The organism is Pseudomonas sp. JL23, from assembly GCF_056933585.1.
Genome location: NZ_CM167795.1, coordinates 701,423 through 714,988 on the forward strand (window position 1 = coordinate 701,423; position 13,566 = coordinate 714,988).

Sequence of the window (13,566 nt, forward strand, 5' to 3'; positions counted from 1 at the left end):
GTCATCTAGAACTGAAAGTCAGGGTCGAAGAAGCTGTCGCGCTCGAAATACCCGATCGCCTTGCGCAGACGTTCCCTGGCGGCGCGAATCAGCCGTTCATCCTGGGTATCGAGTGCCTGTTCGAAGCGTCCGATCTCGTCGCCGAGTTGCTCGCGGGATTCCCCTCTGAGCTGCTGAAAAACGCGGTCGGCCTGTGCAACCAGCGCGCGGTTTTCGAGTTTGCTGCGCGGGTGGATCTTCAAGTCGGCCAGGGCGCTCAAGCGTGCTGCGATCTCCAGCTCGCTCAAGACCCCGGCGTTGGACTGGATGATCAGGTGATGAACTTCCTGGGTGGCGTCGACGGTGGCCTCCACTTCCAGCAGGCCGTTGACGTCGTAGGTGAAACGCACGTCGACGCTGTCTTGCTCGCGTGACAGGCGCGGCAGCGGGACCGTGAGGCTCCCCAGCTTTATGTTGTCGCGGACCAGGCGCGCCTCGCCCTGGAAAATCTCCAGTTTCAACACCCGTTGGCCTTCATGGATCGGTACGTAGCTTTTCACCCGGCTGGCGGGCACCACGGTATTGCGCTCGATGATGGGCGAAAAGTAACCATCGACTTCCCCGCCATTGGGCATGCGGTGCACGGTTTCGACGCCCAGCGTGTAAGGGCAGACGTCGGTCATGACCACGTCCTCAAGCATCTGATCATTGGCTTTGAGGCCAGCCATCACTGCAGCTCCCAGTGCGACGACCTCATCGGGATTCAGGTCCATGGCAGGGAAGCGGCCGAACATGCGAGTGACCATCTGCCGGATGGCTGGCGAACGGGTTGCGCCACCCGCCAGCACGATGTTGTCGATCTCGTTGGCGCGAATACTGGCGTCACGCAGCGCCCGTTCGACTGGCGCACGCAAGCGTGTGAGCAATGGTTCACTGATCACGCGAAAGTGCTCTTGGGTCAGCACTAACGAATACTCAATGTCGCGCCAGAATAGAGCGATGGTCGCGCTCTCTGCGTCCGACAGCGCTCGCTTGGCCAGCTCCGCCCGTGCCACCAGGCGTTGCATGAATACACCGTCGTCGCGAGCGGCATCTGGCAACGCCGTGCGGGCAAAGAACAGTTGAACAATGGCATCGACAAAATCTTCGCCGCCCAGGAAGTTGTCGCCTGCGGTAGCCCGCACTTCCATAACGCCTTCGAACATCTCCAGAATCGATACATCGAAGGTCCCGCCGCCCAGGTCGAACACCAGAAACTGCGTGGCGTCTTCATCCTGGTGCAGCCCGTAAGCCAATGCGGCGGCGGTTGGCTCGTTGACCAGCCGCTCGACTGTCAGCCCCGCCAACTGGCCAGCAATACGCGTGGCCTTGCGTTGGCTGTCGGAAAAGTACGCAGGAACAGTGATCACCGCTTCGGTGACTGCTTCGCCGAGCATCGCTTCGGCATCGGCCTTGAGTGAGCGCAATACGAGCGACGCCAGCTCCTCGGCGCGGAACTGGCGACTACCTAGCTCAAACGTTTTGTCGCTGCCCATATAGCGTTTGAACAGCGAGGCGGTCAGGTGCGGGTGAGTCTGCAAGCGGTCACGCGCGGCCTGGCCGATGAGGATGCTGCCGTCGGCATCAATACTGACGCAGCTGGGCGTCAGGTAGGTGCCCAGCGCGTTGAGGATCAGGTGCGGCTGCCCATCTTTCCAGACTGACGCGAGACTGTTGGTGGTACCGAGGTCTATTCCGATGATCATTCAAACTCCCTGAGCCGAGAATGGAAAAGCGCGGCACGACGTATTCGAGGCAAGAATATGCCGTCCGTTCCCTGACCTGGGTTCTTTACCTTGATGTGTGAGCTGCTGCTCATACAGGCAGCGTATTGTTTTTAGTTGAGCACCAACCGGGTTGCGATGGGTCTACCCCACACGGATGCGCTTGCACTTCTTGCAAGCGTTCGAGGGACCGAAAAAAAATGCACAGAAACATTTTGCTCGCTGTGGCCGTCGCCGGGCTGGCAGCCAACCTTTTGCCGCGGTGCGTGAACAGAATGAAGACATTCGCGCCTCAAGGACGATCAAGGCGCCAGTTACCGAATGCCAGCGCAAGCCTCGGCTGTTTATGAAATCAGCAGCGGTATTGGCGCAGATGGTGAAACAGATTTGATGTGCAGTTCTTCAGCATCTTGCGCAGCGATGCGCTTCGCTAGTTCGCGTCGAAACTTTACTGGCCCGGCATCGCTGGGCAAGTTAATCGGTGGCGTGCGTGGATGGATCATTCCTTTGTGTACTGCCGCCAGCACTGCACGATCCTCAGCGAAGGCGTGTTGAACGTCCTCATCGAAGCGACGCGATACCTCTTCATTGCCTGGCTCGAAGTTGCGTAGCTGGAACCAGAAGTAGCGAGTCGAGTGCTCGTCCACTGGCGTAATGAAATTATAAGAGTTCATTAAAAATACGTCCTCATGCAGAGGGCCCGACTCTTGACCGGTTCCTGCCGGCGTAAACAACGCTTTGATAATGGCTTGGCAGGGATACTGGACTTCGTAATGCTGCAGCCGATCACACTGCCCCTCGAAGGTTACGAATTGGGCATAAAACGGTGCCACATCAACGTTGCGCATCCATCGCGATACGATGACTCCGTTCGCAGTCTCGGTTGTTGTGAGGGGCTCTGAAGCGCAGGCGGGGTTTCCAAAGGACGACTGATGTACCCAGGCAACGTGCGATGGGTCTAGCAGGTTATCGGTTATATACAGGTAATGGCAGGGTACGGTCATGCTTGCGCCTCGGCTGAGTCCCCATTTCGGGTCGTCCCACTCCGGCACCTCGCACAAACTGGCGGGATCGGCCAGAGCCGGCTCGCCCATCCACAACCACACCAGCCCATAACGAACTTGAATCGGATAGCTATGAACGCTCGCCCTTGAAGGAATTCGGCCGCTAGTGGGTGCCCTGGTGCAGGTACCTTTGTCGTCGAACGTCAGGCCGTGGTAGCCACACTCAACTTGATCCCCGTCCAGTCGTCCCATAGACAGTGGGAGCTTTCGGTGAGGGCAGGCGTCTTCCAGGCCAACCAGTTCGCCATCTGTTTTGCGAAACAGCACTATTGGCTCTCCCAGCATAGTCGTAGGGTACAAACTACGGCCTATATCTGCGTCACTGGCGGCTACATACCAGGCGTTACGTAAGTACATATGAGTTATTCCTGACAGTGGGCTTGTTCTAGTAAAGGGGCGTATGTTCAGTGCCGCGCAGGCCCTGAGAGCTTATGAGGGTAGGCAACGCTTGTAGTGCCTTCTCCCAGATTTGCCGGGTTCGTATCCAGACGATTTCTTGCCAGTCGCTATCGCAAGGGTAAAATTGCTCCAGCAGAACGCCCTTTACTTTTTTCCCGACTACGTCAGTCGGATCACCGTGCAGATGCAACCAGTGATCGTCTCGCAAACTAGTGTGAACTGAGGGCCCGGGCCACGTACCGCATTCGATCACAAAGGGTAGTAGGTGCATGTTGGGTAGCATATTGAGTAAGGCTTGTGACGTGTAGCCTGCGGCCGTAGCCGCAACGCCGGTTTCACTCACGGTATTGGCGCCGGTGATAAGGGTATAAAGCCAAGGGCCGAAGAGAGCTTGCGCCTGGGGTAGGGCCGGATAAGCAGATTGGGCAATGGTCATCAGCATCGGATGACCATACTCACCAGCTCCGGTGTGGAGATCAAACACCATGGCAACCGATGCGCTGCTTAAATGCGTTTCGAGGATTTGCCTTAATGTGCGGTTTGACCAGGTTGGGCCGTGACCGCCGAAGAACAGCCCGTCGGGAAACTGGTATTGCCCGGCACCCACGATCGCCATCAGCCCAGCCCAACCGTGTGTATCGACCAGTGAACTGAAGCGAGCGTCGGCCTTGGCACGCTCAGGCCCGCGCAGATCGGCGCTGGCGAAAACATCGTGCATTGCGGCGTACGCCAGGTTAGTCGGCAGCGGCTGGCTGAAATCCAGGTAGTTACGGTTCACATCAATATTGTCTTCGTTAACCCGCCGCATCCATGCGGTGCCCCAAGGGTTGATCAGGTGAACCATCAGGATGGCGATGTCATCGGGCAACTCACGGGTGGCGAGTACGTCCAGCCATCGGCTTTGGCAGTCCGATCCGTAGTAGCCCTCGATGCCATGGGTGCCGCTTAATAACACCAATGCTCGCTTGGCTTGCGGGTTTCCCAGCAGCGCCACATCGGTGCTGAGTTTCTCCCCGAAGGGCCCCGGCAGTGGATGGTCGTAGCAGCTCAGAGCCGCGCCAGCTTTGGTCGCGGCATTCAGAAAGCGCTCTCGCAAACCCTGATAGCAAGGAGTCTCTGGAAATAAACCAGGCATAGGAATAACTCACAGTCCAGTGATCAACCGTTGTAAATATCGAAGCTGAAATACTTCTTCTGGATGGCGTCATACGTCCCGTTTTCATGCAGGGCTCGCAAGGCTGAGTTAATCGCGTCGATCATCTCTTTGTTGGATTTACTGATTCCTATAGAGACGCCTTCGCCCAGTAAAAAGCTGTCTCTGACGGGGCCACCAGCGAACGAGTAGCCTTTACCCTGTGCGGTCTGCAAGAAGCCCAGGTCACCGACTACCGCATCGGTCAAGGTCGCATCGATACGTCCATTAAGCAGCTCCGGGTAGACGAGGTCCTGGTTTGCGTAACTCACCACATTTACCCCGTTGGGTACCCACTTGGATTTTGCGTAGGCTTCTTGGGTAGAGCCTTGGGCCACACCAACGGTTTTGCCTGCCAGCGACGCAGGAGTGGGCAATAGGGGACTGTCTGTCTTGGCAATTAAACGGGTCGGCGAGCTATATAGCTTTTCGCTGAATGCCACCTGTTTAGCGCGGGTTTCGTTCACGGTCATGGCTGACAGGATTGCATCAAACTTACCCGCCTTGAGTGCCGGGATGATGCTGTCGAAACTGGTTTCTACCCATACACACTTGGCTTTCAGTTGGGCACAGATTGCACTACCCAGGTCAATGTCGAATCCTTGAAGTGTCCCCTGGGGGGATTTGGATTCAAAAGGCGCGAATGTGGGATCGACACCGAACCGGATGGTTGTAATGTCTTTGCCAAAAGAACTATTCGACGCTACAGCAAGCAACAATACGGCTATCAGGTTTTTCATATTAGCGTTTCCGGCTTGGCGTACGGGACAGGGCAGCGCACAGTGCGGTAATGGGCGCTGTGAAGTCCTGCATGATCGGCAGCAAAATGGAAAAGCGGGAGAGCTCGATTTCTTATTTTGTTTTTTACGAAGCCAAAATAGCTGATTTTTTTGGCTTAGTTAATATCAGCTAAAGTGTCTTATAGTTTAGAAAAACTAAAGTAATGCCTGGTTCATCTCATGCTGCTCTTTTCCACGGGCGACCAGCCATCTATGGAAGTCTCGGCACCAGGGTTTCTCAAAAGTGCTTTCGCTCCAGACCAGGTAATAGGACGACAGCAGAAACAGAGGCTGTGCAAGCGGCATGATCAGATGCCCGGATTCAAGATCTGCTCGAACCATAGAGTGTTGAGCCAGCACAAACCCTCGGTGTTCAATTGCTGCTTGAATCGCCATCGATGACAATGAAAATACCCGATGACCATCCGGTATTTTTGCGCAAGAGACCTGCTGCGCGGTTAGCCAGTCTCGCCATGATGGCGGTGAAGCAAAGCTGGGTAACCAGTCGATCGAAAGAAGAGGGTAGTCAAGAATTTGTTCGGGGCGGGTAATCGGCTCCCTGCCCTTGAGCAGGCTTGGGCTACAGACGGGTACGATGCAGTCCCGGAACAGCTCAATTGCATTGCGAGAGTCCGGCACACGGTCGCTGTAGGTAATGCGAAAATCAATGCTATATCCGTCGCTCGCGGGTTCGGCGTGGCGAGCCTCCAAAAACAGGTCAACATCAGGGTATTGATCTTGCCAGCCGAAAATCTGTGGCGCGAGCCATTTGGACATCAAAGAAGGCAGGGAGCTGACGCGCATATTGCTGGTGTTTTTGGCTAGTTCAACCTCTGCCCTGCCGAGCTGAAGGCTCTCAAACGCGGCTGCACAATTGCGGTGGTATCGTTCGCCGACAGCGGTTAATCGAATACGCTTGCCGTCCTTCATCGTCAGGCCCACTCCAAGGCTTTCCTCAAGCAATTTCATCTGCTGGCTTACAGCGCCAGCCGAAATTCCGAGACGTCGTGCTGCTTCGGTAATGCCGCCACAGCGCCCGACGACGTCAAAAATCTGTAGCGCACGCAGAGGTGGCAGGTTATCCATTTCAGAACCTGGGGGAATGGAGTGAGCCCTGATTATTGGCTGTTTGCGGCGGGAATTGCTATGAGCTCGCAAGTGCCGACTACGGACCGGGTGACTACGAGCTCTACGGTTGCAGCTCCAACCGCTTTAATCACGCAAGGCGTGATGCCCGCACGGATACCGATCAGGAGCGTTTTGCAGGACAGATTGCGTAAGCTAATTCGCGTGCCACCCTAATTGCCCGGAAATCTGCTGCGTGGCTTCCATCAACCGCTTGACGTAGTCCTGCTTGAGTTCTTCGCGAAACCGAAAGCAGGGGAATGACACGCTCATGCCACCAATCACATGGCCAAAACGGTCGCGGATCGGTGCGGCGAGGCAGCGCATATTGTCTTCGAATTCTTCATGGTCTTCGGCATAACCCTGTGCGCGAACCACCTCCATTTCCTGTAAGTACGCCTCAATGCTGGTCAACGTATTTACGGTACGGCGCTCGAAACTTTCTTCCTGCAAATGCGCGATCAGATCGGGCTGTTCCAGCCACGCCATCAATACCTTGCCAATACCAGTGCAGTACAGCGGCGCGCGTCGGCCGATGCGCGAATACATGCGTAGGTTGTATTTGGAGTCGATCTTGTGCACGTAGACGATGCTGCCTTCGTCAAGAATGCCCAAGTGCACCGTCTCGCCTGTCAATTCGTTAATGCGCCGCATACCCGGTTCCGCCTCGCGGACGATATCCAGGTGGGGCAGGGCCTGGGCGCCGAGTTCAAACAGCTTGACGCTGAGCCTGTAGCGATCCTCGGCACCCTGCACCACATAGCCTCGAGCCTTGAGTGACTGCAAAAACCGGTAAACCGTGCTTTTGGACATGTCGAGTTTCTGAGCGATTTCCGATAGGCCGCTTTCCTCCGGATGCGCGGCCAGTGCTTCAAGGATGGCCATGGTTCGGCCTACGGAGGAGACCAGTTCGTTGTTCTGGATGGTGCTGTCGTTCATGAAAGCTCCGACGGGAACGAAAAACCCAAGCATATACGCTGGTAAGTCAAAACGCTGTTTCATTTTTCTTGACGGTATGGAAAAACGGATTAAACTCGACACTAGTCATTAAAAATGAACCGCCGTTTTAAAAATAACAAAGGCGTGCAGTGATGAAGGTAACTCCAGGGCAATGCCCGCAAACCGCTTCATCTCGCCCCCTCAAAGTGGCGCTGGTGGGCGAGTGCATGATCGAGATGCGCGGCGATCCTGTCTCAGGTCTCAACCAGACCTTCGGCGGCGACACGCTCAATGCGGCGGTCTACCTGACCCGACTGAGCCCCGCCGCCGGGATTGCTGTGGACTACGTCACCGCCATCGGCGCTGACAGCTTCAGCGACGCCATGCGTCAGTCCTGGCGCGACGAAGGCATCGCAGATCAACATGTGCGCGTGATCAAGGATGCGCTACCAGGGCTGTATTTCATCCAGACCGACACACTTGGCGAACGACGCTTTCTTTATTGGCGTGGCGAAGCTGCGGCGCGGCGCATGTTCGACGGCCCTGAAGCAGATGCCGTATTGCGGGCCCTTGCGGATTACGACTACATCTACCTGAGTGGTATCAGCCTGGCGATTCTCACGGTCAGTGGCCGATCGCGCCTGATGCACGCCTTGCGTCTTGCCCGTGAATCCGGCACGCGCATCGTCTTCGACAACAACTACCGTCCCCATTTGTGGCCCGATGCCCAGGTTGCGCGCCAGGCCTATGGTGAGATGCTGCGTCTGACTGACCTGGCGCTGATTACCTGGGAGGACGACGCCGCACTGTTCGGTTATGCCGATGTCGAGACATTGTTTAACGCCTATGCAGATTTTGGCGTATGCGAAGTCGTCGTTAAGCGTGGCGTGGCCTCGTGTTTGATCCAGTGCGCCTCAGGTCGTTTCGAAGTCCCTGCCGAGCAGGTGCGGCAAGTCGTCGATACCACGGCGGCGGGCGACTCCTTCAGCGCAGCCTATCTTTCGTGTCGCCTCCAGGGCGGTAATCCGCAACTGGCTGCGCGCTGGGGGCATCGCCTGGCGGCCCAAGTCGTCCAGCATCGCGGCGCGCTGATTCCGGGTGATGCCATGCCGAGCCTGACAATGCTTTCATTTTCTTCCGCCGTAGAGGCCTGACTTTATGAAAATTATTGAAGCCCGCGTCATTGTGACCTGTCCGGGCCGCAACCTGATCACCCTGAAAATCGTCACTGACTCCGGACTCTACGGCATTGGCGATGCGACCTTGAACGGTCGGGAAATGGCGGTCGTCGCCTACCTTGAAGAACATGTGCTGCCAGCATTGATCGGTCGCGATGCCCAGCGTATCGAAGACATCTGGCAGTACCTGTATCGCGGGGCCTACTGGCGCCGTGGCCCGGTAACCATGACCGCGATTGCCGCCGTGGACATCGCTCTTTGGGACATCAAGGCCAAGGCCGCGCAGATGCCGTTGTACCAGTTGCTCGGTGGCAAAAGCCGCGAGCGGGTAATGGTCTACGGACACGCCACGGGCAAGGACATCGAAGGTTGCCTGGACGAAGTCGCCCGGCACGTGGAGTTGGGTTACAAGGCTGTGCGCGTGCAGTGCGGGATTCCCGGCATTGCTACCACCTATGGCGTGGCCAAACGCAGCGGTGAACGTTATGAACCTGCCGACAGCGACCTGCCTGCCGAACATGTGTGGGACACCGCCAAATACCTGAACCATGTGCCCAAGCTGTTCGCCGCCGTTCGCGAGCGTTTCGGCGATGACTTGCACATCCTGCACGACGTGCACCATCGCCTTACGCCCATTGAAGCGGGGCGCCTGGGCAAGGCCGTTGAGCCATTCAATCTGTTCTGGCTCGAAGACTGCACCCCGGCCGAAAATCAGGAAGCCTTCCGCCTGATCCGCCAGCACACCACGACGCCGCTGGCGGTGGGTGAAGTGTTCAACTCCATTCATGACTGCCGGGAGCTTATCCAGGAGCAGTTGATCGACTACATCCGCGCCACCCTGGTACATGCAGGTGGCATCACCCATGTGCGCCGTATTGCCGACTTTGCCGCGCTCTATCAGGTACGCACCGGCTTTCATGGCGCCACCGACCTGTCGCCGGTGTGTATGGGCGCGGCGCTGCATTTCGATACCTGGGTGCCCAATTTCGGGATCCAGGAACACATGCCCCATGACGAACGTATCGACGAAGTGTTTCCCCACGCCTATCGCTTTGAAGATGGCCATTTCACCCCTGGTGAGACGCCGGGGCATGGCGTCGACATCGACGAGAACCTGGCGGCGAAATACCCCTATAAGCGCGCCAGCCTGCCGGTCAATCGCCTGGAAGACGGCACGCTCTGGCACTGGTAAGCGCTATTTCGACTGATTGATAACGACAAAGCACAGAGTGCCACCGGCCCTGTCAGGAGTTACCCGATGAAAGCATTTCAAGTAAGAGCACCTTTTGAATACGGCCTGGCGCAAGTCGAGATGCCCCACGTCGCTCCTGGCGAAGTCAAGGTTGACGTCGCCTACGCCGGTATCTGCGGCTCGGACATGCACATCATTCACGGGCAAAACGCCTTTGTGCGGTTTCCGCGAGTGACCGGCCATGAGTTCTCAGGCGTGGTACGGGAAGTGGGCGAGGGGGTCGAGAGCCTCAAGGTCGGCGACCGCGTGTGCATTGACCCGGTCATCAGCTGTGGCACCTGCTACCCCTGCCGCATCAATCGGCCGAACGTCTGCACCCGGCTGCAAGTGATTGGCGTCCATCGCGATGGCGGTTTCAGCGAGCAAGTGTGTGTACCTGCGGACAATGCCCATCGCTTGCCTGACTCGATGTCCCTGAGCCATGCGGCGCTGGTTGAACCTTACAGCATCGCCCTGAACGTGCTTGATCGCATGCAGCCGCAGCCGGGCGACAGCCTGTTGATCTACGGCGCGGGTGTGATTGGCCTGACGCTGGTGCAAATGGCCCAGGCGCTGGGGCTGACCGATATCACCGTGACCGACGTTCTGGATACACGTCTGGAGACTGCCAAGGCACTCGGTGCCAGCCGCACGCTCAACGGCAAGGATCTCGATGTCGAGGCAACTATGCGTGAACTGACCCATGGCGAAGGTGTGCCGCTGATCGTCGACGCGGCCTGCATTCCGGCATTGATGCCGCAAATGGTGCGCCTGGCCTCGCCCGCAGGGCGTATCGGCCTGCTGGGTTTCAACGCGGTGCCGAGCGACCTTGTGCAGCTGGAAATGATCAAGAAAGAACTGACGCTGGTGGGATCGCGCCTGAACAATCGCAAGTTTCCAAGGGTGATCGAATTGATCGCCAGCGGCACATTGAACGTCCAGGAAATGATCAGTCACCGCGTCAGCTTCGACGAAATGCCGGGGGCAATTGATTTGATCGAAAGCCATCCCGAGCAAACCCGCAAGGTTCTCGTGGAACTGAGCGGCGCCCATCCATAGCCGTCTTCAGATACTCGTGCCCCTGCGGGCACCCTCACCGAATAAACACAAGAAGCGGGAGGTTCCAATGTTTGGTCAAGGTCGCACGTTAATCATCATCATGCTGTTCCTGGCAGGCGTCATCAATTACCTGGATCGCTCGGCGTTGTCCGTTGCGGCCCCCTTCATCCAGAAAGACTATGGTCTTTCGACGGGTGAGATGGGCATGATCTTCAGTAGTTTTTTTGTCGGTTATGCAGTGTTCAACTTTGTCGGTGGTTGGGCTGCCGACCGCTACGGCGCGAAAACTACGCTGTTGCTGGCGATGGTGCTGTGGTCGATGTTCAGCGGTCTCACGGTGCTGACCATTGGCTTCGCCTCGCTAGTGCTCATTCGCATCCTGTTCGGAATGGGGGAGGGGCCACTGAGCGTCACTACGAGCAAGATGATCAACAACTGGTACACCCCCAAGCGCAGGGCGCGGGCGATTGGCACGTCGATGTCCGGTACACCGTTGGGTGGGGCGATTTCCGGGCCGGTGGTGGGCTTCATCGCCGTCACCTACGGCTGGAAGATGTCGTTCATTATCATCATGGTGATCGGCCTGGTCTGGGCGGCGGTGTGGTACAGGTTCGTTAAGGAACGGCCTGAAGGCGAGGGCGGCGAGGATATTGCGCGGGCCGAGGGCCAAAGCGAGCTGGCGGCGCAGCCGGTATTCCCGTTACGGTTCTACCTCAAGCAGCCCACGGTGCTGTTCACGTCCCTGGCGTTCTTTTCCTATAACTACACACTGTTCTTTTTCCTGAGCTGGTTCCCCAGTTACTTGACTATGGCACATGGCCTCAACGTTAAGGACATGAGCGTCGCCACGGTCATCCCCTGGGTCCTGGGTTTCCTCGGCCTGGCCCTGGGCGGTTTCATTTCCGACTTCGTGTTTAAGAAAACCGGACGGATAATGTTCTCCCGCAAGGTGGTGCTGGTAACGTGCCTGTTGTTGTGCGCCGCGTGTATCGCCTGTGCGGGGATGGTAAAAACCCTGTATCCGGCGGTCATTCTCGTCGCCTTGGCAGTGTTCTTCCTTTACCTCACCGGCGCCATCTACTGGGCGATCATCCAGGACACCGTACCTGCCGCGCGGGTGGGTGGCGTCAGTGGCTTCATGCATTTTCTGGCCAACACCTCGGGCATCATAGGCCCGACCTTGACTGGCTTTCTGGTGCAATACACCGGTTCGTTCACCAGTGCATTTTTGCTGGCGGGACTGTTGACCGTGATTGGCGCTGTGTGTGTGGCGCGCTACGTCAAGCCGCTGTCGGTGGCGGATACCGGTAACGCGCAGGCCAAAAGCCCGCAGCCCGTTTCGGCCTTGAGCCGGCCCTAGTCAGTCATGAACAGAAGGAGCGTATCGATGCCTGTTGTGAAACGTGTGCCCTCCAGTCTTCCTGCGTCTGAGATCGGTATCGTGCATCTTGGCCTGGGGGCATTTCATCGCGCCCACCAGGCGGTTTACCTGCAACGCCATCTCAACCGTCATGGGGAAAGTGACTGGGGCTTGTGCAGCGCTAACCTGCGCTCCAATCGCACGTTGGTAGACCAATTGCGCGCCCAGGATGGCCGTTACCACGTGGCCGAATACCGTGACCGCGAGCAGGTAACGTTGCGTGAGATTGGTGTAGTGCGCGAGGCCCTGTATGTGGGCGAGGGTGGTCATGATCTGGAATTGCTGTTGCAGCGCATGGCCGCGCCGCAGACGCGGATTGTCACCCTTACCGTTACCGAAAAAGGTTACTGCCTGAGCCCGGCTACCGGGCTGTTGCGCGTGGAGGACCCGGCGATCGTCCATGACATAGACCATCCGCGAACGCCGCGTACCCCGCCCGGCATTGTGCTCGAAGCTTTACGCCGCCGTCGCGCTGCCGGCACGGCGCCGTTCACGGTGTTGTGCTGCGACAACATGCCCGACAACGGCCTGCGCACGCGCCAGGCCGTGAGCGCCTTGGCAGCGCTGCAGGACGAAGGGTTGATGCAGTGGGTCAACGAGCACGTGGCATTCCCTGGCTGCATGGTTGATCGGATCGTTCCCGCCATGGATGACGAGTCCTTCACGCGATTGGAGCAGCAACTGGACTGCCACGACCGGGCGGCCGTGGTCTGTGAAAGTTTCAGCCAGTGGGTGATCGAGGATCACTTTCCCCTCGGGCGTCCCGACTGGGAGGTGGAGGGCGTGCAGATGGTGGACGATGTCCGCCCGTTTGAAACGATGAAATTGCGCATGCTCAACGGCAGCCACTCGTTATTGGCCTATGTGGGGTTGTTGGTCGGCCACGCGTCGGTGTTCGAGGCCATCAACGATGCGGATCTGGTTCGCGTCATCGAGCGCTACATGACTCAGGAAGCGGCGCCGACCCTGGACATGCCGGGAGGCGTCGATCTGGTGCGCTATGCCCACGATCTCAAGGCGCGCTTTGCCAATGACAGCCTGCATCACCGCTTGCGCCAGATCGCCATGGACGGCTCGCAGAAACTGCCCCAGCGCCTGTTGCTCGGCGCGCAGCAGTTGCTCGACGAAGGACGCGGCATGGCCTGCACGGCATTGGGTATTGCGGCGTGGATTCGCTATTGCACGCAGCCGCAGCCCAGCGGGTCGGCGCAGACGATTGACGATCCCTTGAGCGCAACCTTTGCCGACCTCGCGGGACGATTCGAAGGCGCATCGTTGGTGGATGCCTTTCTTGATCTGGATGAAGTATTCCCGGCAGCTTTGTCTACTCACGCGGCCTTTCGCGATGCCGTGCATGGCGCCTATAGCGCTCTGGTTCACGACGGCATCCGCCGTCTTTTGCACAGCCTTGCGGTACCCCCCCAATAAGAACGGAGAA

General features: G+C 57.8%; 11 protein-coding genes. 5 read left to right on the plus strand and 6 right to left on the minus strand.

The genetic code is table 11. The features are described from left to right. Nucleotides 1-5 precede the first annotated feature (5 nt). The 6 genes from AC1Z24_RS03410 to kdgR form a co-directional block, all read right to left on the minus strand. Nucleotides 6-1,724, minus strand: a complete 1,719-nt coding sequence (locus AC1Z24_RS03410) for an Hsp70 family protein (RefSeq protein WP_483744532.1) — start codon at nt 1,722-1,724, stop codon at nt 6-8. A gap of 362 nt (nt 1,725-2,086) precedes the next feature. Next, nucleotides 2,087-3,163, minus strand: a complete 1,077-nt coding sequence (locus AC1Z24_RS03415; RefSeq protein ID WP_483744533.1) for an aromatic ring-hydroxylating dioxygenase subunit alpha — start codon at nt 3,161-3,163, stop codon at nt 2,087-2,089. A 28-nt stretch (nt 3,164-3,191) separates the two neighbouring features. Beyond that, nucleotides 3,192-4,340, minus strand: coding sequence for a DUF2817 domain-containing protein (locus tag AC1Z24_RS03420; protein WP_483744534.1), 1,149 nt, complete (start codon nt 4,338-4,340; stop codon nt 3,192-3,194). A gap of 23 nt (nt 4,341-4,363) precedes the next feature. Next, nucleotides 4,364-5,137 (minus strand): ABC transporter substrate-binding protein, encoded by a 774-nt coding sequence (locus AC1Z24_RS03425; protein WP_483744535.1) that lies wholly within the window; start codon nt 5,135-5,137, stop codon nt 4,364-4,366. Between the two features lie 195 nt (nt 5,138-5,332). Then, nucleotides 5,333-6,262: a LysR substrate-binding domain-containing protein gene (locus AC1Z24_RS03430; protein ID WP_483744536.1), complete on the minus strand. Its 930-nt coding sequence runs from the start codon at nt 6,260-6,262 to the stop codon at nt 5,333-5,335. 195 nt (nt 6,263-6,457) lie between these two features. Continuing rightward, nucleotides 6,458-7,240 carry a DNA-binding transcriptional regulator KdgR gene (gene kdgR / locus AC1Z24_RS03435; RefSeq protein WP_483744537.1) on the minus strand — a complete coding sequence of 261 codons (783 nt, stop codon included), beginning with the start codon at nt 7,238-7,240 and terminating at the stop codon, nt 6,458-6,460. A gap of 152 nt (nt 7,241-7,392) precedes the next feature. On the opposite strand from kdgR, the gene AC1Z24_RS03440 reads away from it, so the two are divergent. From AC1Z24_RS03440 to AC1Z24_RS03460, 5 genes are all read left to right on the plus strand, one after another. After that, nucleotides 7,393-8,394, plus strand: coding sequence for a sugar kinase (locus AC1Z24_RS03440; RefSeq protein WP_483744538.1), 1,002 nt, complete (start codon nt 7,393-7,395; stop codon nt 8,392-8,394). A 4-nt stretch (nt 8,395-8,398) separates the two neighbouring features. Beyond that, nucleotides 8,399-9,610 (plus strand): D-mannonate dehydratase ManD, encoded by a 1,212-nt coding sequence (gene manD / locus AC1Z24_RS03445; protein WP_483744539.1) that lies wholly within the window; start codon nt 8,399-8,401, stop codon nt 9,608-9,610. Between the two features lie 66 nt (nt 9,611-9,676). Beyond that, nucleotides 9,677-10,708, plus strand: coding sequence for a Zn-dependent oxidoreductase (locus AC1Z24_RS03450; RefSeq protein WP_483744540.1), 1,032 nt, complete (start codon nt 9,677-9,679; stop codon nt 10,706-10,708). Between the two features lie 67 nt (nt 10,709-10,775). Then, nucleotides 10,776-12,068 (plus strand): MFS transporter, encoded by a 1,293-nt coding sequence (locus AC1Z24_RS03455; protein WP_483744541.1) that lies wholly within the window; start codon nt 10,776-10,778, stop codon nt 12,066-12,068. Between the two features lie 27 nt (nt 12,069-12,095). Further along, nucleotides 12,096-13,556 (plus strand): mannitol dehydrogenase family protein, encoded by a 1,461-nt coding sequence (locus AC1Z24_RS03460; RefSeq protein ID WP_483744542.1) that lies wholly within the window; start codon nt 12,096-12,098, stop codon nt 13,554-13,556. Nucleotides 13,557-13,566 lie beyond the last annotated feature (10 nt).